This is a genomic window from Azospirillum sp. UENF 211521 (assembly GCF_058780535.1).
The window spans coordinates 924,674-943,093 of sequence record NZ_JBSNCF010000001.1 but is presented as its reverse complement, the minus strand read 5'-3'; the positions used below and the strand labels follow the sequence as shown (position 1 = coordinate 943,093).

At 67.4% G+C, this 18,420-nt stretch carries 18 protein-coding genes; 8 read left to right on the top strand and 10 right to left on the bottom strand.

The window, feature by feature from the left end:
* Positions 1-15: 15 nt before the first annotated feature.
* The 7 genes from ACWPN5_RS04340 to fdhD all read right to left on the bottom strand — a co-directional run bounded on the left by ACWPN5_RS04340 (position 16) and on the right by fdhD (position 6,909).
* The gene (locus ACWPN5_RS04340; protein ID WP_200479342.1) at positions 16-2,904 is read right to left on the bottom strand and encodes a formate dehydrogenase subunit alpha; all 2,889 of its coding nucleotides are present in this window, start codon (positions 2,902-2,904) and stop codon (positions 16-18) included.
* A gap of 15 nt (positions 2,905-2,919) precedes the next feature.
* Positions 2,920-3,120, bottom strand: coding sequence for a hypothetical protein (locus tag ACWPN5_RS04335; RefSeq protein WP_038529100.1), 201 nt, complete (start codon positions 3,118-3,120; stop codon positions 2,920-2,922).
* Positions 3,121-3,296: 176 nt separating this feature from the next.
* Complete coding sequence (locus ACWPN5_RS04330; RefSeq protein WP_492294438.1) at positions 3,297-3,908, bottom strand: TorD/DmsD family molecular chaperone; 612 nt, start codon at positions 3,906-3,908, stop codon at positions 3,297-3,299.
* Positions 3,909-4,198: 290 nt separating this feature from the next.
* Positions 4,199-4,780 (bottom strand): DUF3306 domain-containing protein, encoded by a 582-nt coding sequence (locus ACWPN5_RS04325; RefSeq protein WP_492294436.1) that lies wholly within the window; start codon positions 4,778-4,780, stop codon positions 4,199-4,201.
* 140 nt (positions 4,781-4,920) lie between these two features.
* Positions 4,921-5,415: a DUF3305 domain-containing protein gene (locus ACWPN5_RS04320; RefSeq protein WP_145689038.1), complete on the bottom strand. Its 495-nt coding sequence runs from the start codon at positions 5,413-5,415 to the stop codon at positions 4,921-4,923.
* Positions 5,412-6,038 (bottom strand): molybdenum cofactor guanylyltransferase MobA, encoded by a 627-nt coding sequence (mobA, locus tag ACWPN5_RS04315; protein WP_492294434.1) that lies wholly within the window; start codon positions 6,036-6,038, stop codon positions 5,412-5,414. The genes ACWPN5_RS04320 and mobA overlap by 4 nt, the downstream gene beginning before the upstream one ends.
* A complete protein-coding gene (gene fdhD / locus ACWPN5_RS04310) occupies positions 6,028-6,909 on the bottom strand; it encodes a formate dehydrogenase accessory sulfurtransferase FdhD (protein ID WP_174441263.1) in 882 nt (293 codons plus the stop codon). The genes mobA and fdhD overlap by 11 nt, the downstream gene beginning before the upstream one ends.
* Positions 6,910-7,028: 119 nt before the next feature.
* Between fdhD and ACWPN5_RS04305 the strand changes: the two genes are divergently transcribed.
* Together ACWPN5_RS04305 and ACWPN5_RS04300 are read left to right on the top strand one after the other, a co-directional pair.
* Positions 7,029-7,724: an ABC transporter permease gene (locus ACWPN5_RS04305; protein ID WP_145689035.1), complete on the top strand. Its 696-nt coding sequence runs from the start codon at positions 7,029-7,031 to the stop codon at positions 7,722-7,724.
* A gap of 106 nt (positions 7,725-7,830) precedes the next feature.
* Entirely contained in the window at positions 7,831-8,667 is an 837-nt protein-coding gene (locus tag ACWPN5_RS04300) for an ABC transporter substrate-binding protein (protein ID WP_200477864.1), read from the top strand.
* Between the two features lie 78 nt (positions 8,668-8,745).
* Here ACWPN5_RS04300 and ACWPN5_RS04295 read toward each other — a convergent pair whose 3' ends face one another.
* The gene (locus ACWPN5_RS04295; RefSeq protein ID WP_247888435.1) at positions 8,746-9,954 is read right to left on the bottom strand and encodes a D-alanyl-D-alanine carboxypeptidase family protein; all 1,209 of its coding nucleotides are present in this window, start codon (positions 9,952-9,954) and stop codon (positions 8,746-8,748) included.
* Between the two features lie 500 nt (positions 9,955-10,454).
* Between ACWPN5_RS04295 and ACWPN5_RS04290 the strand changes: the two genes are divergently transcribed.
* Positions 10,455-11,174 carry a hypothetical protein gene (locus tag ACWPN5_RS04290; protein WP_492296350.1) on the top strand — a complete coding sequence of 240 codons (720 nt, stop codon included), beginning with the start codon at positions 10,455-10,457 and terminating at the stop codon, positions 11,172-11,174.
* A gap of 116 nt (positions 11,175-11,290) precedes the next feature.
* Here the strand turns inward: ACWPN5_RS04290 and ACWPN5_RS04285 are convergent, their stop codons facing one another.
* The gene (locus ACWPN5_RS04285; RefSeq protein WP_145689031.1) at positions 11,291-12,052 is read right to left on the bottom strand and encodes a proteasome-type protease; all 762 of its coding nucleotides are present in this window, start codon (positions 12,050-12,052) and stop codon (positions 11,291-11,293) included.
* A gap of 422 nt (positions 12,053-12,474) precedes the next feature.
* Here ACWPN5_RS04285 and ACWPN5_RS04280 point away from each other — a divergent pair, with 422 nt between their 5' ends.
* The 4 genes from ACWPN5_RS04280 to clpA all read left to right on the top strand — a co-directional run bounded on the left by ACWPN5_RS04280 (position 12,475) and on the right by clpA (position 16,871).
* Positions 12,475-13,011, top strand: coding sequence for a phasin family protein (locus ACWPN5_RS04280; protein WP_114859191.1), 537 nt, complete (start codon positions 12,475-12,477; stop codon positions 13,009-13,011).
* A gap of 268 nt (positions 13,012-13,279) precedes the next feature.
* Positions 13,280-13,765: a phasin family protein gene (locus ACWPN5_RS04275; RefSeq protein WP_145689030.1), complete on the top strand. Its 486-nt coding sequence runs from the start codon at positions 13,280-13,282 to the stop codon at positions 13,763-13,765.
* Positions 13,766-14,220: 455 nt separating this feature from the next.
* Complete coding sequence (gene clpS / locus ACWPN5_RS04270) at positions 14,221-14,547, top strand: ATP-dependent Clp protease adapter ClpS (protein WP_035672033.1); 327 nt, start codon at positions 14,221-14,223, stop codon at positions 14,545-14,547.
* Between the two features lie 8 nt (positions 14,548-14,555).
* Positions 14,556-16,871 carry an ATP-dependent Clp protease ATP-binding subunit ClpA gene (clpA, locus tag ACWPN5_RS04265; RefSeq protein ID WP_137140099.1) on the top strand — a complete coding sequence of 772 codons (2,316 nt, stop codon included), beginning with the start codon at positions 14,556-14,558 and terminating at the stop codon, positions 16,869-16,871.
* A gap of 92 nt (positions 16,872-16,963) precedes the next feature.
* Here the strand turns inward: clpA and ACWPN5_RS04260 are convergent, their stop codons facing one another.
* Positions 16,964-17,155, bottom strand: coding sequence for a YegP family protein (locus tag ACWPN5_RS04260; protein ID WP_145689029.1), 192 nt, complete (start codon positions 17,153-17,155; stop codon positions 16,964-16,966).
* A 151-nt stretch (positions 17,156-17,306) separates the two neighbouring features.
* On the opposite strand from ACWPN5_RS04260, the gene ACWPN5_RS04255 reads away from it, so the two are divergent.
* A complete protein-coding gene (locus tag ACWPN5_RS04255) occupies positions 17,307-18,419 on the top strand; it encodes a CaiB/BaiF CoA transferase family protein (protein WP_492294429.1) in 1,113 nt (370 codons plus the stop codon).
* The last annotated feature ends 1 nt before the right edge of the window (position 18,420 follow it).

The following is an 18,420-nucleotide window of genomic DNA, read 5'->3' as shown; positions in this document are numbered from 1 at the left end:
GAACTCCTAGCGTCTTCAGGCCGCCGAGATCCGGCAGAGGGTGGTCTTGGTTTCCTGCATCTGCGTGACCGAGTCGTAGCCGTAGGTCGTGGCGGTGTTCGCCGCCTCGCCCAGCACGATCGGGTCGGCGCCCTGCGGGTACTTGGCGCGCAGATCCTGGCCCTGGTAATGGCCGCCGAAGTGGAAGGGCATGAAGGCGACGCCGCGGCCGACACGCTCGGTCAGCATGGCCTTGACCTTCACCTTGCCCTGCTCCGCACCCTCGACCCAGACCATCTGGCCGTCCTTGATGCCGGCGTTGTTGGCATCGAACGGATTGATCTCGACGAACATGTCCTGCTGCAGCTCGGCCAGCCAGGGGTTCGACCGGGTCTCGTCGCCGCCGCCCTCATACTCGACCAGACGGCCGGAGGTGAGGATGATCGGGTACTCCTTCGACACGTCGCGGTCCTGGATCGACTTGTAGAGCGTCGGCAGACGCCAGGACTTGGTGTCCTTGTAGGTCGGGTATTCGGCGACCAGATCGCGGCGCGGCGTGTAGAGCGGCTCGCGGTGCACCGGCACCGGGTCCGGGAAGTTCCAGGCGACGCAGCGGGCCTTGGCGTTGCCCGGCGGGTTCAGGCCGTGCTTGATCGCCACGCGCTGGATGCCGCCCGACAGGTCAGTGGTCCAGGACACGGCGCCGATCTTCTCGCCGCCGATCTTCTTGATCACGGCCATCTCGGCCTCGGTCAGCTCCCCGGTCCAGCCCAGCTTGTCGAGCATGGCGTAGGTGACTTCCGGGTAGCCGTCCTTGATCTCCGACCCGACCGGGTAGGAGCCCTCGGCCAGCAGCGTGACGCCGTTGCGCTCGACGCCGAAGCGCGCGCGGAAGGCGCCGCCGCCCTCGGCGACCGGCAGGGAGGTGTCGTAGAGGTTGGCGGTGCCCGGATGCTTCATCTCCGGCGTGCCCCAGCAGGGCCACGGCAGGCCGTAATAGTCGCCGTCGCACGGGCCGCCGTTGGCGCGCAGCGTGGTCTTGTCGAAGGTCGCCTGATGCTGCATGTGCAGCTTCAGCCGCTCCGGCGACTGGCCGGTGTAGCCGACCGACCACATGCCGCGGTTCCACTCCCGCGTCGTGTCCTCGATGTCCGGCTCGTTTCCGTGGAGCTTGATGTTCTTGAACATCGGCTCGGCGAAGCCGAACTTCTTGGCGAACAGGTACATGATCTCATGGTCCGTCTTCGCCTCGAAGAGCGGCTCCATGATCTTGTCGCACCACTGGACCGAGCGGTTGGACGCGGTGCGCGACCCGACCGTCTCGAACTGGGTGGCGGCGGGCAGCAGGTAGAAGTTGTCCTTGCGGTCGGACAGGACGGCGGTCATCGTCGGGAACGGATCGACAACGACGAGCAGCTCCAGCTTCTCCATCGCCTTCTTCATGTCCGGAAGGCGGACCTGGCTGTTCGGCGCGTGACCCCAGAAGACCATGCCCTTGATGCTCTCGGGCTGGTCCATGTTCTCCTTGGCTTCCAGGACGCCGTCGAACCAGCGGGACACCGGGATGCCGGTGGCCTCCATCAGCTTCTTGTCCTTGAAGCGGGCCAGGACCTCCTCATACGGGACGTCCCAGACGCGCGCCCAGTGGCGCCACGCGCCCTCCGCCAAGCCGTAGTAGCCGGGCAGCGAGTCCGAGGTGACGCCGAAGTCGGTGGCGCCCTGCACGTTGTCGTGGCCGCGGAAGATGTTGGTGCCGCCGCCCGTCACGCCGACGTTGCCGAGTGCGAGCTGGAGCACGCAGTAGGCGCGGGTGTTGTTGTTGCCGATGTGGTGCTGCGTGCCGCCCATGCACCAGACGAGCGTGCCCGGACGGTTGGAGGCCAGCGTGCGGGCGACGCGCTTCAGCTGCGAGCCCGGAACGCCGGTGACCTTCTCGACCTCTTCCGGAGTCCACTTGGCGACCTCGGCGCGGATCTCGTCCATGCCGTAGACGCGCTTGGCGATGTACTCCTTGTCCTCCCAGCCATTCTCGAAGATGTGCCAGAGGATGCCCCAGATCAGGCCGACGTCGGTGCCGGGGCGGAAGCGGATGTACTCGTCGGCCTTGGCCGCGGTGCGGGTGAAGCGCGGATCGGCGACGATCAGCGGGGCGTTGTTCTGCTCCTTGCCCTTCAGGACGTGGAGCATGGAGACCGGGTGGGCCTCCGCGGCGTTGGAGCCGATGAAGAACATCGCGCGCGACTTCTGGATGTCGTTGTACGAGTTCGTCATGGCGCCATAGCCCCACACGTTCGCCACGCCGGCGACGGTGGTGGAATGGCAGATGCGGGCCTGATGGTCGACGTTGTTCGTGCCCCAAAAGGCGGCGAACTTGCGGATCAGGTAGGCCTGCTCGTTGCTGTGCTTGGCCGAGCCGAGCCAGAAGACCGAATCCGGGCCGGACTTCTCGCGGATCGCCAGCAGCTTGTCGCCGACCTCCTGGATGGCCTGGTCCCAGGAGATCCGGGTCCACTTGCCGTCCACCATCTTCATCGGGTAGCGCAGGCGGCGATCGCCGTGGGCGTGCTCGCGCACCGCCGCACCCTTGGCGCAGTGGGCGCCCAGGTTGATCGGGCTGTCGAAGCTCGGCTCCTGGCCGATCCACACGCCGTTCTGCACCTCGGCGGTGACCGTGCAGCCGACCGAGCAGTGGGTGCAGACGTTCTTGACCAGCTTGACCGGCGCGCCCGCGGCGGGGGTGGCAGTCACCGCCTCGGCCTTCTTCACCATGCCGAAGGGCATGGTGGCGGCGATGGCGGCGCCACCGGCGGCGATGCCCGAGGTGCGGAGGAACGAACGACGGTCGACGGTGTTGCCGGTCAAGCCGGAAACCATCTTCGCCAGCGAACGGCCGCCGGAAGCAGCCGCCTTCTTCTTTGTCAGCATGTGCGGCGGTCCTTCTTAGAAGCGGCTCAGTTCGTAGACCGTCCGGACATGGTCGGTCTCGCGGTAGCCCTGGGCGGGGGCGGGCTCGGCGGCCTGCACCGGCTCCGCACCCGCCACGGCGCCCACGGCGGCGGCGCCCAGCGCGCCGACGCCCAATCCAGCCGCGCGGAACAGGTCGCGCCGCGCCAGCGTGGTCTTTTCCTTCTTGTCCGTCATAGCTTCACCCTATTCTTCGCGGCTTCCCCGAGACTGAAGACCGATGGGACGCCCGGTTTCCGGGCCTTGTTTTGAGCGTTTCCGGACCGGCCTTGTCGTGGACCGGTCTCGTTGTTTGGCTGTCTGTTCGGCGGCGGTGCCGGTGTGCGGTCAGGCCGCCCCGTCACGCCGCCCGATCATGCCGCCATGTCGAAGGCCTTGCCCTCGACCTCCAGATACCGGTGACCCAGCGTGCCCACCGCGCGGTAGAAGGCGGCGGACGGCGTGGATTCCAGATCGGTGAAGAACCGGCCGGCCCAGGAGCCGATGTGGCGGTCGAAGAAGCGGCGCTGCGCCTCCAGATCGGCCGGGGCGTCGAAGGCTCCGGTGATCAGACCCGCCATCATCTCGGCCAGGGCGGCGATGTGGTCTTCGGGTTCCTTCACGTCGTCGGCACGGGCGATGCCCAGCAGCGCCATGTCGCCGCGCAGCTCGGCCAGCGGCTTTTCGTGAAGGAAACCCGTGAGATAGTAGGACCCGTAGGGGGACAGGATGCCGCCGCCGACGCCGATGAAGAGGGTGTTGAACTCCTCCTCCACCGCGGCGGCGTCCGTGCCGCGGGCGGCCTCGGCCAGACCGCGCAGCGCCTGCCCGAGGGGGCTCGCGTCGCCGTCCAACGCCGACAGAGCGGCCAGGAACTCCCCGCCGGGCGGGCGGGCAAGCAGATGCGCCAGCAGCGCGTAGAGCTGCGCCCGCTGCATCTCTTCCGGCGGCAGGGCCGACGGATCGTGTTCACCGGTCACGGACACGGCGTTCATCCCTCCCGACACGACGAAAGGACCAGATCGGCAAAACTCCGGCACCCGGCCCCACCCGTCGCGACAACGGCGGCGCATTGGCTCGCCCGTTGCAGGCTCACGGCGTCATGGGCCGGCGCCCGAGACGCCCTGGACCGACAACCTCATATTGCACCTGCGAAAAGCCTCGCCATATCAGGGGCTTAACGTTCAGGATCGGGCTATTAAAGGGCAGATTCGCGGTGTTTGTCAACAAAGGTTGACTCAGAAGTGTGCTTACCGCGACTTGGACTGGACTGGCGCTATGCTCTTTTTATCATATCGATACCCGGTTCCTGCGAAGCAGAGGGGACCTGCTCGGGCTCCGCACCTTCGGAAAGCGCCACGATTTCTTTCCCGTCTTCATCGACGTTGCCGTCCTCGGCCGCCCCGCCGGCTCCTTGCTCCGCCTTCTCGGCCGCCTCTTCCGCGGCGTCGAGGAAGCCCTTGCCGACGCGGTAGAGCGTCTTCACCGGCGAGGACCCGGTGAACAGGCTGGCGTAGTCGTCGGCGTAGTCCTTCAACCCGTCATCGTTGGCGAAAACCGGGTCGGAGGTCCACAGCTTGCGCAGCGCCTGCCGGTGCAGGTCGTCCGGGACTTCCGCCCGCAGGAAGGGCGTGAAGTCGGACTCCAGCGTCAGTTCCTCCACGGGGGGAAGGTCCTTCAGCGGGTCATCGGACTCCGGCGCGGTCTCGGCCGGCTCGGCCGTTGCGTCCACCGGGAGTTGCGCGGCCGGTTCCTCGGCCAGCGGCGACGGCACAGGCTCCAGGGCCGGTTCCGGGGCGGGGGCGACGGGCTGCCGCTTCAGGCGGGACCAGCGGGAGAGGAAGGATTCGTCGGTCATGTCGGTGTGTCTCGGGGATTGCCAGACCTTGCCCCCACCCAACCCTCCCCCGCTGGGCGGGGGAGGGAATCAGCTCCTCCCCCTGCGAAGCGGGGGAGGCCGGGAGGAGGGCGCGGCGCCGGAGCCCCATCAAGAATTCATCACCCCTGCTTCGGGAAGTGCCGCTTGCGCTCGCGCTTCACGAAGGGGACATCCACATGGTGCTGCTCGGTGAAGTCGCGGACCAGGGCCGTGACCTCCGGCGGCATCGGCACCGTCTCCACCATCTCCACGCCGCTGACCTGATAGGCCTCGCATTCGTGGGCGGAGGCGGTGACGACGAAGGGCACGACGCCCCCCGGCTCGCCCGTCTCGTCCGGGCGCAGCACGACCCAGAGGCGCGGCGGCTCCTGCGACAGGTTCAGCTTGTAGCCTTCGGTGTCGCTGCGGAACAGCTCTAGCGGCAGGGTCGCGGCGTGGAAGTGCGCCCAGCCCTCCCCCTCGCGCAGCAACCGCCAGGGACCATCGACCGGCGGGGCGCCGGGGATCACCGAGACTGGGCGCCACGCCCACTCCGCCCAGGCGCTGGTGCCCTTGCGGCGCTCCAGCACGATGCCCAGGGCCATCGTCTCGGTTCTGTTCAGCGCTTCACTCATCGGACCAGTCCCGCCGCCATCAGCCGTTCCGCCTCTGCCAGATCGTCGGGACGGTTGGTGTTGAAGAAGGGGTCTACCGGATCGGTGGCGAAGTCGGCAACCGCCAGACGGTATCGGGCGGTCCAGGCGTCCACCTTGCGCATGTCCTCCTCCACCATGGCGCGGCGAAGGTCGTCGGCGAGGTCCACCCGCCACAGCCCGAAGACCGGATGCTCCTGCCCGTCGGAGCGGGCGCAGGCGAGGTCGGCGCCCTCGCGCTCCACCGCCGCCGCCAGACGCGCGACCAAATCGTTGGGGATGAAAGGCGCATCCGTGGCGAAGCTGGCCAGCCAGCGGCAGTCCGGCGCGTTGGCCCGCGCCCATTCCATCCCGGTCAGCACACCGGCCAGCGGCCCGGCGAAGCCCTCCACCACGTCCGCCGCCACCGGCAGGCCAAAGGCGGCGAAGCGCGCCGGGTCGCCGTTGGCGTTCAGCACCAGCGGCCCGACCTGCGGGCGTACGGTGGCGACGATGCGCTCCAGGATGCTCCGCCCGCCGAGCGTGCGCAGGCTCTTGTCGCCGCCGCCCATGCGCCGCGACAGGCCGCCGGCCAGCAGCACGCCGGCAATGCCCTCACTCGTCATCGCGGCTCCCCTTGCGCTGGTGGCGCCCGCCCTCGTCGCCGACCGACGCCGGGTCGGCGTCGAAGTCCAGCCGGTCGGTGCCGGCCAGGGCGAGGAAGCGCTTGCCCTTGGCCCGCCCGACCATGGTCAGATTGGCCTGCCGCCCAAGCTCCACCCCCCAGGCGGTGAAGCCGGAGCGGGAGATCAGGATCGGGATGCCCATCTGCACCGTCTTGATGACCATCTCCGAGGTCAGGCGCCCGGTCGTGTAGAAGATCTTGTCGTGCGCCGGCACGCCGTGCAGGTGCATGTAGCCCGCCACCTTGTCCACCGCGTTGTGCCGCCCGACGTCCTCCATGTAGACGAGGGGGCGGTCGTCCTGGCAGAGCACGCAGCCGTGGATCGCCCCGGCCTCCAGATACAGGCTGGGGGTCAGGTTGATCTTCTTCGACAGGGCGTAGATCCAAGAGGTCTTCAGCCGCGCGTCGGGGTTCAGCCGCACCGACTCGAAGGTCTCCATCACGTCGCCGAAGGCGGTGCCCTGGGCGCAACCGGAGGTCAGCGTCTTCTTCTTGAGCTTCTGCTCGTAGTTCGTGGCGCGCTCGGTGCGGACGACGACGGTGTCAATCTCCTCGTCGTAGTCGATGCCGGTGATCCGGTCGTCGCGCTTCAGCATGTTCTGGTTGAGCAGATAGCCCACCGCCAGATAATCGGGGTAGTCGGCGATCGTCATCATGGTGACGATCTCCTGCCCGTTCAGGTACAGCGTCAGCGGCCGTTCCACGGTGACCGACGCCTCCACCGGGCGCCCGTCCTGATCCAGCCCGGAAACGCGCTCCGTCAGCTTGGGATTCGCCGGGTCCGGCCTTATGGTGAATTCCGAGAGGTCCATGACCGGAAGAGTGGGGAAGATTGCGCGCCGGGGCAAGCGGCGGATGATCGCCTCCCGCAAGACGGAAGCGATGCGGCCCCGATTTGACGCGCGAGCGCTTGGTATGCACGAGTATCCTTATGCATGAGTTCGGTCTGGCCTTCGTCACCGCCTTCCACCTGATCGCCGATTTCGACCCCGGTCTGGTGGGGATCGTCGGCCTGTCGCTGCGCGTCAGCCTGACCGCCGTTCTGCTGTCGGCCCTGATCGGCCTGCCGCTGGGCGCCGCCGTCGCCGCCTTCCGCTTTCCCGGACGGCGCGCGGTGACCCTGTTCCTGAACACAGCGATGGGGCTGCCGCCGGTGGTGGTGGGGCTGATCGTCTATCTGATCCTGTCGCGCTCCGGCCCGCTGGGCGTGCTGGGGCTGCTGTTCACCCCGACCGCGATGATCGTTGCCCAGACCCTGCTGATCGTCCCCATCGTCGCCGCCCTGACCCGCCAGATCGTCGAGGATCTGCTGGTGGAGTATGGCGACCTGCTTAGGGTGATGGGGACCGGGCCGGTGACCACCCTGTTCACCCTGCTGTCGGAGGCGCGCTGGAGCCTGCTGACCATCGTGCTGGCCGGCTTCGGCCGGGCCTCGGCCGAGGTCGGGGCGGTGATGATCGTCGGCGGCAACATCGACCGGGTGACCCGCGTCATGACCACCTCCATCGCGCTGGAGACCAGCAAGGGCGACCTGCCGCTGGCGCTCGGCCTCGGGGTCATCCTGATGACGCTGTCGCTGTCGGTGAACTTCGCCGCCGCCATGGTGCGGGAGACGCGGCGGGCCTGAGCCGCCGCCACGATTCTGGAAAATTTGCAAAGCCATTCGAACTTTCCCATAGTCGCCGCCACAGCCCGCAACCAAGGCGGGCGAGAATCTGGAGAGGGATAGTCCGATGCTGCGCCGTTCTTTCGTGCTGGGATGCGCCGCCGCGGCGGCTCTGCTGCTCGGCTCCGTTCAGCCGACCACCGCCGCCGACCGCTTCATCACCGTGGCCTCCACCACCTCGACCGAGGATTCGGGGCTGTTCAAGTCGATCCTGCCGAAGTTTACCGAGAAGACCGGGATCGAGGTCCGCGTGGTCGCCAAGGGCACCGGCCAGGCCATCGACATCGCCAAGCGCGGCGACGCCGACGTGCTGTTCGTCCATCACAAGCCGTCGGAGGACAAGTTCGTCGCCGAGGGCTTCAGCACCGAGCGCAAGCCGGTCATGTACAACGACTTCGTGATCGTCGGGCCGAAGGCCGACCCGGCCAAGGTCGGCGGCAGCAAGGACGTGTCCGCCGCGCTGAAGAGCATCGCCGCCGCCAAGGCCCCCTTCGTGTCGCGCGGCGACGACAGCGGCACCCACAAGTCGGAGCAGGCGCTGTGGAAGACCGCCGGCGTCGATCCCACAACGGGTGACGGCTGGTACCGCGCCATCGGTCAGGGCATGGGCGCCACGCTGAACACCGCCGCCGCGGTGAACGGCTACGCCATGACCGACCGGGCCACCTGGCTCAGCTTCAAGAATCGCGGCGACCTCGACATCCTGGTGGAGGGCGACAAGCGCCTGTTCAACCAGTATGGCGTGATGCTGGTGAACCCGGCCAAGTTCAGCCACGTCAAGGCCGCCGACGGGCAGGCCTTCGTCGATTGGCTGGTCTCCGCCGAGGGCCAGCAGGCCATCGCGGACTACAAGATCAACGGCAACTCGCTGTTCTTCCCGAACGCCAACGAGCCGGGCGCCTGACCGGCCTCCACTTCACGGACACGAAAAAAGGCGCAGCCTCACGGCTGCGCCTTTTTCATGTGGCGGAAAAGAGACGGCTTACAGCTTCTCGTTCGGCGACACCGGGACGCAGCGGTGGCCGCTGCGGGTCAGTTCCGAGCAGACCTTGCGGGCGGTCCCCTCGTCCAGCCCGACCATGCGGGCGCGGTAGACGGTGGCGCCGTTCGCCTTCACCGGGGTCACCGCCGGCTTGGCGGCGCGCAGCAGGAAGGGCGCCTGCTTGGTCGCCTGGGAGAGCGCCCGCTTGCTGGCCTCCCGCGTCGAGAAGGCGCCGACCTGCACGCCCCACTTCGACCCGTCGACTTTCGTGTCGGCGTCCTCGTCGCGGGCGCGGGCCGGCGGACGGACGGCGGCGGGGGTCGAGACGGTGGAGGCGAGCTGCGCGATGGTCTCCGGCTTGGCCGACGGCCTGCCCTTGGCGGTGGCGCGCGGCGCGTCCTCGTCCCCGGCGCGGGCGACGACCGGCGCCTCGGAGCCGCGACTCGGCTTGTCGAACGCCTTGTCGAGGATTGCCTCCATGCGGGCGTCGCGCGAGGCCGCCGACTTGCCGCCCAGCACCACGGCGACCAGCCGGCGCCCGTCGCGCACCGCCGACGCCGCGAGGTTGAAGCCGCTGGCCACCGTGTAGCCGGTCTTGATGCCGTCCATGCCCTCGTAGCGCGACATCAGCCGGTTGTGGTTGTTCAGACTGCGCCCGCCATAGACGAAGGCCCGGCGGCTGAAATAGGGATAGTAGCGGGAGTGGTCGGACAGCATGGCCCGCGACAGGATCGAAAAGTCGCGCGCGGTGGTCACCTGCTGCATGTTCGGCAGGCCGTTGGAGTTGCGAAACACGGTGTTGCGCATCCCCAGTTCGCGGGCCTTGCGGGTCATCATCTCGGCGAACTTCGCCTCGCTGCCGCCCAGCGCCTCCGCCAGCACGACCGAGGCGTCGTTGGCCGATTTGGTGACCAGCCCGAGGATCGCCTGCTCCACCCGCAGCGTCTTGCCGGCGCGCAGCCCGAGCTTGGTCGGCGACTGCGCCTCCGCCCAGGCCGAGACCGGCAGCGCCTGATCCAGCCGCAGCCGCCCCTCGTCGAGCGCGTCGAAGGTCAGGTACAGCGTCATCATCTTGGTCAGCGACGCCGGGTAGGTCAGGGTGTCGGCGTTCTCCTCGTGCAGCACCTCACCCGTGCGCGCGTCGACGACGATCGCCGCGTATTTCGCGGCCAGCGCCGGCAGCGGCGCCAGGACGGACACCGCCAGCACCGCCAGGGCACCGCACAGCCCCCGGCCGCACAGACCCCGAACGAAAGGGGTAATGCTGAAGGCACTTCTCAGAGTCGAACGTCCATTCGCCAAACGTTCTGTGGCCTGTTCCCCCTCCGTTTCGCGCCCGCTCCAAGCGAACGCCAAAAGCAGGCTTCGAACGGTCTGGCCCGTTACGTTCATGATGCCCCCGCCAAAGGCTAATACTTGCTGTTTGGCGCAATGGTAAATTCCATGGAAATCAGTGTCTAGCGACAATTCGTTAATTTGCCGCTTTGATTTCTTCGGTGGCGCTGTGACGAAATTGGATGAGGCGTGGACCCGTCGGGGGCGAACCGCGTTGAAGGAGCGCGACCGCCGATCCATCTTCCCGGAAGCGCAGGACCTTTTCCCCCTCCCGACTGGACGCGAGGCACCTCATGACCCGCCCGCCCGAGCGACGCCCGACGACTCCGCGCGCTGCCCCACGGGACGGACGTAGAGGACGGATTGCGACGGTGATGGGGCTGGGGGTGGCCGCTGCGGTTCTTCTCGCCGGCTGCGCCTCGGTCGGGCCGACCGACAACCCGGTGGCGCGCAAGCTCACCTGGGTCAGCTACCTCAACGGCGACGACCTGCGCGCCGCCTGCACCAAGGGGGAGACCGACCGCTACCGGTTGGTCTTCAACGCCGATTACCAGAAGCATGTGCGGACCTACGACATCGTCGGCGACCGCGGCACCGGCGGCGCGCTGGTCGAGGCGCGCGTCCTGGAGGCCACCGACCTCGCCCGCATCGACCTGGACGACCCGGCGGCGGTCGCCCGCGGCCCGGTCGCCAAGGCCCAGCTCTCGCCGCGCCAGTTCGCCCTGTTCGTCCTGCGCCTCTACGAGAGCGGCGCCTTCGAGCCGGCGCCGAGCGGGGTGCGCCTGCCGTCCAACGGCGTCTATTGGCTGATCAACGGCTGCCGGCGGGGAAGCTGGTTCTTCAACGCCTACCCTTACCCGTCCGACCGCTTCTCCGACATCCGCTTCGACGGGCCGCTGAAGGAGCTGGACGGCAGCGCGCAGGGGACCGGCGTGCCCTACCCCGCCCTGCCGCGCCCGCAGGACGCGCCGCGAACCCTGCCGACCGGCGGGCAGGTGGACAGCGCCGGCGTGGTGTTCGAAGTGCAGGTGGGCCGCGACGGGCTGATCGGGCCGACCGCTCCCTTCGGGACGTGGCTGTTCGCCGGGAAGTAGCGGGCAGGGCTGACATCGCCCCCTCCCCGGCCCTCCCCCGCTGCGTGGGAGAGGGAGATCAGTCCCCTCCCCTGCGATAGCGGGGGAGGGTTAGGGAGGGGGCAAGGCTTCACACCTCAGACCACCTCTTCCTCAGCGACATCCGCACGCGCGCCGGCGGCCAGCAGCGTGTCCACCCACGGACCGTCCGGCATGCGCCGGGCCAACTCGGTGATGTTGCGGTTCCACCACAGGCGCTGCTCGACCAGATCGTCGTAGTCGAAGTTCGACTGGCGCCACAGCCGCTCCTGGGCGTTGAAGGTCACCATGTCGATGGGGAAGCCGACATCGTTGGACGAGAAGCGCGTGCTGTCGAACGACAGGTAGGCGATCTTCAGCGCCGTCTGCATGTCCGTGCTGTAGGACAGCGCGCGGTCCAGGATCGGCTTGCCGTAGGCGGTGGCGCCGATCGACAGGTAGGGCGTGCGCTCGTCCACCTCGATCCAGTTGCCTTCCGGATAGACCAGGAACATGTAGGGCTCGCGGTCCTCGGCGAGCTGTCCGCCGATGATGGCGTGCAGGTTGAAGGCCAGCTTGGACGCCTCCAGCGCCTCCTTGTCCTCCGCCGCCACCTGGCGCAGGCAGGCGGTGAAGGCCGACAGCGCGTCCAGCATGGTCGGGTAGGTCTCGCCGCGGCGGCGGGACATGTCGCGACGCAGGTAGGCCAGCGTCTTGTCGCGCACGCTGCGCAGGCCCGAATTCAGGATGAAGAAGCGGTCGCCGCCGCTGCCCACCATGGTCACCTTGCGCGCGGACGAGAGCTGCGAGCCGCTGGTGATGCGCCCGTCGGACAGGCCGATCAGGCCGTCGCGGGTCTTGATGCCGAGGCAATAGGTCATGAAAGAACGTTCCCGAACTGAAAGCTGCGACGTTCCGCCGCGGTTGGTCTGACCTTTGGCCGAAGCGCGTCCCTTCGGCGGGCAGAGTATGATTGGGCAGGATCGGCGGTAAAGCTTTCGTAAAGGCTCCGCCCAGTCGAGCCGAAGTGGATCGGATTTCCCAAGGGGCGGAACGGTGGAGCTGTCGCCGTACCGACCAAGCAAAGGGACCGGGCTCAACTGATATATTGTGCGACGCACAAGATTCTTTGTTGACTCCACGGACATCTGCCCATAGTTTAGCCATTGCTGCAGTGCAGCATTTTTCCGGTCCGGCATCGCTCCGGACCACACCCAACGCAGCCGGTCTGCGCCCCGCTGGCGGACGGTCCGCCGGTCCGGGTATTGCGCGCCGGGCTTCGACGAAGGAAGGAACGCAAGGCATGACGACCGTGACGAAGGCCAAGCCGGCCCCCGCCCCCACCCAGGCGTTCGAGAACGCCGCCGCCCAGGCCAAGGAGCAGGTCGAGGGCTTCGTCAAGGCCGGCCAGGAGCAGGCCGCGAAGACGTTCGAGCAGACCGCCTCCGCCACCAAGGAGCAGGTCGAGAAGCTGTCCGCGCAGCTCCTGAAGATCTCCTCCGAGCTGCAGGCCCTGAACAAGGCCAACGTCGAGGCGCTGATCCAGAGCGGCAGCATCGCCACCCAGGGCGCGGAGGAGCTGACCCGCGAGGTGACCGCCTACGCCCAGGCCTCCTTCGACAAGTCGGTCACCACCGGCAAGGCCCTGCTGACCGCCAAGTCGCTGAAGGAGGTCGTCGATCTCCAGAGCGAGTATGTGAAGGCCAGCTTCGACGCCTTCGTCGCGGAGTCCTCCCGCCTCCAGGGCATCGGCACCCGCGTCGCCACGGCGGCCCTGACCCCGCTGAAGGACCGCGTGTCGGTCACCGTCAGCACCCTGTCCAAGCCGATCGCGGCCTGATCCGCCGGCACGGCGACACCACGGAGCCCGGCCGTCCCCCGACGGCCGGGCTCCGCGCGCAAAGGGGGCCTCCGGGACGCGCCAAAGTTTTTGTGCACCGCACAAAATCCCGTTGACAAGCGCAAGCGCCTGCCCTAAGTTTAGTCATGTTGCATTGCAGCATCGACCCGACGCCCGAAACCACGGGGTCGCTGGTCGGATCATCCGCGCGGTCGCCAATCGGTGGGTCCGGCGCGGGTCAACCCGATGAAATTCGAGGAGCCGTTCCATGACCGACAAGTTCGCCGCCGCCACCAAGACCTTCGAAGACGCCGTCTCCGCCGCCAAGCAGAACGTGGACGGCCTGGTCAAGGCCCAGCAGGAGCAGTTCGAGAAGGCCTCCGCCCAGCTCCTCAAGGGCTTCGACGAGCTGACCGCCCTGACCAAGGGCAACGTCGACGCCGTCGTGAAGTCGGGCACCATCGTCGCCAAGGGCGCCGAGGAAGCCGGCAAGCAGGTCGCCTCCTTCACCCAGTCCTCGCTGGAGAAGAGCGCCGCCACCGGCAAGGCCCTGCTGGCCGTCAAGACCGTCCAGGAGCTGGTCGAGCTGCAGAGCAGCTTCGCCAAGGCGAGCTTCGAGACCTTCGTCAAGGAGAGCGCCAAGCTGCAGGAGCTGTCGCTGAAGACCGCCAAGGACGCCTTCGCGCCGATCAACGACCGCCTCCAAGTCACGGTCGAGACGCTGTCCAAGCCGGTCGCGGCGAAGGCCGCCTGATCCCGGCCGGTCCCAGACGTCAGCCTGAGACAAAATGTCCCGGAGCCAGCAATTCCACAGACCCGGCCGCGAGGCCGGGGCGGCTCCCACCTCCGTCGCCCCCGGGACGCTACCGTCCGGGGGTGCGGACGGCGCAAGGCGGTACCGCTTTAAATCCTGCCGCCTCACGGCATTGTGAAGTTCCGGGTGAGCCCGGCGGTTTCGACCGCCGGGCTTGTTTGTTTTGGGTGCGGTGGACATGTACAGGATGCCGGCCGTGCCATTTATGGCACGACGGTGCGGCCATTCCGCCGCAGCGCACGGGTTTATCCACCAATTCCGGGGTAGCCGGGCAGGTCTTGTTCCGAATGGGCCTCTCCCAAATGGGGACTCACCGAAAACGGCCCCTTCCCACCGCGCCCGGAGTTCTCATATCATTCATGCGACGTACATCGCGATGTTGACCTGTTGAGACCATGGCCGAAAACGACAAGCACGGCGACGAGGGCACCACCACGGGCGTGGTTATCAAAACCAAGCCTAAGACTAAAAAGCCCTCGATGTATAAGGTCTTGATGTTGAACGACGACTACACACCTATGGAATTCGTCGTTCATGTCTTGGAGCGCTTCTTTGCCAAGTCGCGCGAGGAGGCTACGCGGATCATGCTGCATGTGCACCGGCGGGGTGTGGGCTTGTGCGGCGTGTTCACCTACGAAGTGGCGGAGACGAAAGTCACGCAGGTGATGGACTTTGCGCGCCAGAACCAGCACCCGCTGCAATGTACGCTAGAAAAGGATTAAGGCCACAGATGCTGTCGCGTAACTTGGAACAGACGCTGCACCGAGCCCTGGCCCATGCGAACGAGCGCAGGCACGAATACGCGACGCTCGAACACTTGCTGCTCGCATTGACCGAGGATGCCGATGCCATGGCCGTCTTGCGCGCTTGTGGGGTCGATCTGGACCGACTGCGCGCCGAACTCTCGGATTACCTCGACAACGAGCTTGCGAACCTGATCACGAACAGGCCCGATGATGCCAAGCCGACGGCTGGCTTCCAGCGGGTGCTGCAACGCGCGGCCATCCACGTCCAGTCGTCGGGGCGTGAAGAGGTGACGGGAGCAAATGTGCTCGTCGCCCTGTTCTCTGAACGCGAAAGCCACGCGGTCTATTTCCTGCAGGAGCAGGAGATGACCCGTTTCGACGCGGTGAACTACATCTCTCACGGAATCGCGAAGGCCCCGGGCCGCTCGGAAGCGAAGCGCGTTACCGGAGCCGACGAGGACGCGGCGGCGGAGAAGGTCGTGAAGAAAGGCAGCGAAGCCCTAGAGGCTTATTGCGTCAACCTGAACAAGAAGGCGGCCAGCGGGAAGATCGATCCGCTGATCGGACGGGAGCAGGAGGTCGAACGGACCATCCAGATCCTGTGCCGGCGGTCGAAGAACAACCCGCTGTATGTCGGTGACCCTGGTGTCGGCAAGACCGCCATCGCCGAGGGGCTGGCCCGCCGCATCGTCCATGGCGAGGTTCCGGAGGTGCTGAAGGGCGCCACCATCTTCGCGCTCGACATGGGCTCCCTGCTCGCCGGTACGCGGTACCGCGGCGACTTCGAAGAGCGCCTCAAGGCCGTCGTCTCCGAACTGGAGGCCACGGAAGGTGCCGTCCTCTTCATCGACGAGATCCACACGGTCATCGGCGCCGGTGCGACCTCGGGCGGTGCGATGGACGCCTCGAACCTGCTGAAGCCGGCCCTCGCCTCCGGCTCGCTGCGTTGCATCGGTTCGACGACCTACAAGGAATACCGGAACTATTTCGAGAAGGACCGGGCGCTCGTCCGGCGCTTCCAGAAGATCGACGTCAATGAGCCGACGGTCGAGGATGCGATCAAGATCCTCCAGGGGATCAAGACCTACTACGAAAAGCACCACCGGGTGAGCTACACCAACGACGCGATCCGTTCGGCGGTGGAGCTGTCCGCGAAGTACATCGGCGACCGCAAGCTGCCGGACAAGGCCATCGACATCATCGACGAGGTCGGCGCCGCGCAGATGCTGCTGCCGGAGAACAAGCGGAAGAAGAAGATCTCCGTCAAGGACGTGGAGGCGGTGGTCGCCAAGATCGCCCGCATCCCGCCGAAGTCGGTCAGCCGCGACGACAAGGAGACGCTCCTCAACCTGGAGCGCGACCTGAAGACCATGGTCTTCGGCCAGAACAAGGCCATCGACGCGCTGGTCTCCGCCATCAAGCTGGCCCGCGCCGGCCTGCGCGAACCGGAGAAGCCGATCGGCAACTACCTGTTCACCGGCCCGACCGGCGTCGGCAAGACCGAGGTGGCCCGCCAGCTCTCCCTCACGCTGGGCATCGAGCTGACCCGCTTCGACATGTCGGAGTACATGGAGCGGCACACGGTCTCCCGCCTGATCGGCGCCCCTCCGGGCTATGTCGGGTTCGACCAGGGCGGCCTGCTGACCGACGCCATCGACCAGCATCCGCATTGCGTGCTGCTGCTCGATGAAATCGAGAAGGCCCATCCGGATCTGTTCAACATCCTGTTGCAGATCATGGATCACGGCAAGCTGACCGACCACAACGGCAAGACGGTGGACTTCCGCAACGTCATCCTCATCATGACCTCCAACGCGGGCGCCTCGGACATGGCCAAGCCGGCCATCGGCTTCGAGCGCGAGCGTCGGGTCGGCGAGGACATGGAAGCGGTCGAGAAGCTGTTCACGCCGGAGTTCCGCAACCGTCTGGATGCGATCATCCCCTTCGCGCCGCTGACCCAGGAGGTCATCAACCGCGTGGTGGACAAGTTCATCATGCAGATGGAGGCGCAGCTCGAGGACCGCGGCGTCACGATCGAACTCGACGATCAGGCCCGCGAGTGGCTGGGCAAGAAGGGCTACGACCCGCTCTACGGCGCGCGTCCGCTGGGCCGCGTGATCCAGGAGCACCTGAAGAAGCCGCTGGCGGAGGAGCTGCTGTTCGGCAAGCTCGCCAAGGGCGGTCTGGTCAAGGTCACCGTGAAGGACGACAAGCCCGCCTTCGAGTACACCGAGGGGTCGCGCAAGCGGCGCTCCGGCGACGAGGACGAGGACGAGGTCGTGCACGAACTGGCGGAATGACGCCGGCTCGCACGGAACGCGAAAAAGGGGGCCGCAAGGCCCCCTTTCTTTTTGTCCGGTCGGCGGGCCGCCGGGCGGTTATTCCTCGACCATCATTCCTCGACCACGACGACCGCGTCGTTGGACGCCTTCATCAGGACGATGCCGTGCAGGCAATCGCGCTCGGCCGTGTAGCCCTCGCTGCTGACGGCGATGACTTCGCCGTTGGCGGCGTGGAAGGTCCAGCGCCATTCGTTGCGGTGATCCTTGTAGACCTTGTACTTGGAAGCCTTGGCCGTGGACATGTTTTCCTCCTCACCATCGGTCTGATATCGACGGTGGAGGCGGCACGAATGTGAAGGGCGGACGGTTGCATTCCTGACGCCCCATCGCGGACACTCGTCCCGGCGGCGCCACCAGACAGACCCCCAAAAACGAAGAACAAGGAAACGCACCATGCCCCTGCCCTTCCTGAGCGGACTGCGCGTCATCGACCTCGGCCAGTATCTGCCGGGGCCCTACGCCGCCCAGATGCTGGCCGACCTCGGCGCCGAAGTGGTGAAGGTGGAGCCGCCGAGCGGCGACCCGCTGCGCCGGATGGGTCCCACCGACGCCGACGGCACGACCGCCGCCTACAAGCTGCTGAACGCCGGCAAGACGGTCATCCGCCTGAACCTGAAGGACGAGGGCGACCGCGCCGCCTTCGAGACCTTGATCGTCGGGGCCGACGCCCTGGTGGAAAGCTACCGCCCCGGCGTGCTGGACAAGCTGGGGGTGGGCCACGCCCGGCTGCGCGCGCTGAACCCAGGGCTGGTCCACGCCAGCCTGTCCGGCTGGGGCAGCGGCGGTCCTTACGCCCGGCGGGCCGGCCATGACCTGAACTACATGGCGGTCGGCGGCGGCCTGGACTCCTCGGGCACGCCCGACCGCCCCTCGATCAGCCACCCGCCGGTCGCCGACTTCGCCTCGGCCCAGCAGGCGGCGCTGGCGGTGGTCGCCGCCCTGTTCGGGCGCCAGCGCAGCGGCGAAGGCTGCTTCCTCGACCTGTCGATCATGGAGACTGTGCTGGGCTGGCAGGGCTTCAACCTGACCGCCGACGCCCGCGGAGAGGTGCCGGGGCGCGGCGAGGCGCTGCTGTCCGGCGGGGCCGCCTGCTACCGCATCTACCGCACCGCCGACGGCCGCTTCGCCACCCTGTCGGCGCTGGAGGCCAAGTTCTGGCAAGGCTTCTGCGAGGCGGTGGGACGGCCCGACTGGACCGCCCGGCAGGGTGACCCGTTGCCCCAGAGCGACCTGATCGCGGAGCTGGACGCCCTGTTCGCCAGCCGCAGCCTCGCCGATTGGAAGGGGTTGCTCGACCCCGTGGACTGCTGCTTCGAGGCGCTGCCGACGCTGGCGGAGATGCCGGACCACCCGCACATCGCCGCCCGCGGCCAGATCCGCGTCACGCCGGGGCCGGAGCCGTTGGTGGAGACCCTGATGGGCCTGCGCGTCGACGGCGGCACCCCGCCCGAACGCGCGCCCTTGCGCGATTCCACCGCCGCCGCGGTGCTCGCCGACTGGAAGTAAC

What these genes read in the sequence shown, in the direction of transcription:
- ACWPN5_RS04340 (WP_200479342.1), bottom strand. Translation starts at nt 2,904, where the DNA reads ATGCTGACAAAGAAGAAGGCGGCTGCTTCCGGCGGCCGTTCGCTGGCG.
- ACWPN5_RS04335 (WP_038529100.1), bottom strand. Translation starts at nt 3,120, where the DNA reads ATGACGGACAAGAAGGAAAAGACCACGCTGGCGCGGCGCGACCTGTTC.
- ACWPN5_RS04325 (WP_492294436.1), bottom strand. Translation starts at nt 4,780, where the DNA reads ATGACCGACGAATCCTTCCTCTCCCGCTGGTCCCGCCTGAAGCGGCAG.
- ACWPN5_RS04320 (WP_145689038.1), bottom strand. Translation starts at nt 5,415, where the DNA reads ATGAGTGAAGCGCTGAACAGAACCGAGACGATGGCCCTGGGCATCGTG.
- mobA (WP_492294434.1), bottom strand. Translation starts at nt 6,038, where the DNA reads ATGACGAGTGAGGGCATTGCCGGCGTGCTGCTGGCCGGCGGCCTGTCG.
- fdhD (WP_174441263.1), bottom strand. Translation starts at nt 6,909, where the DNA reads ATGGACCTCTCGGAATTCACCATAAGGCCGGACCCGGCGAATCCCAAG.
- ACWPN5_RS04305 (WP_145689035.1), top strand. Translation starts at nt 7,029, where the DNA reads ATGCATGAGTTCGGTCTGGCCTTCGTCACCGCCTTCCACCTGATCGCC.
- ACWPN5_RS04300 (WP_200477864.1), top strand. Translation starts at nt 7,831, where the DNA reads ATGCTGCGCCGTTCTTTCGTGCTGGGATGCGCCGCCGCGGCGGCTCTG.
- ACWPN5_RS04290 (WP_492296350.1), top strand. Translation starts at nt 10,455, where the DNA reads ATGGGGCTGGGGGTGGCCGCTGCGGTTCTTCTCGCCGGCTGCGCCTCG.
- ACWPN5_RS04285 (WP_145689031.1), bottom strand. Translation starts at nt 12,052, where the DNA reads ATGACCTATTGCCTCGGCATCAAGACCCGCGACGGCCTGATCGGCCTG.
- ACWPN5_RS04280 (WP_114859191.1), top strand. Translation starts at nt 12,475, where the DNA reads ATGACGACCGTGACGAAGGCCAAGCCGGCCCCCGCCCCCACCCAGGCG.
- ACWPN5_RS04275 (WP_145689030.1), top strand. Translation starts at nt 13,280, where the DNA reads ATGACCGACAAGTTCGCCGCCGCCACCAAGACCTTCGAAGACGCCGTC.
- clpS (WP_035672033.1), top strand. Translation starts at nt 14,221, where the DNA reads ATGGCCGAAAACGACAAGCACGGCGACGAGGGCACCACCACGGGCGTG.
- clpA (WP_137140099.1), top strand. Translation starts at nt 14,556, where the DNA reads ATGCTGTCGCGTAACTTGGAACAGACGCTGCACCGAGCCCTGGCCCAT.
- ACWPN5_RS04260 (WP_145689029.1), bottom strand. Translation starts at nt 17,155, where the DNA reads ATGTCCACGGCCAAGGCTTCCAAGTACAAGGTCTACAAGGATCACCGC.
- ACWPN5_RS04255 (WP_492294429.1), top strand. Translation starts at nt 17,307, where the DNA reads ATGCCCCTGCCCTTCCTGAGCGGACTGCGCGTCATCGACCTCGGCCAG.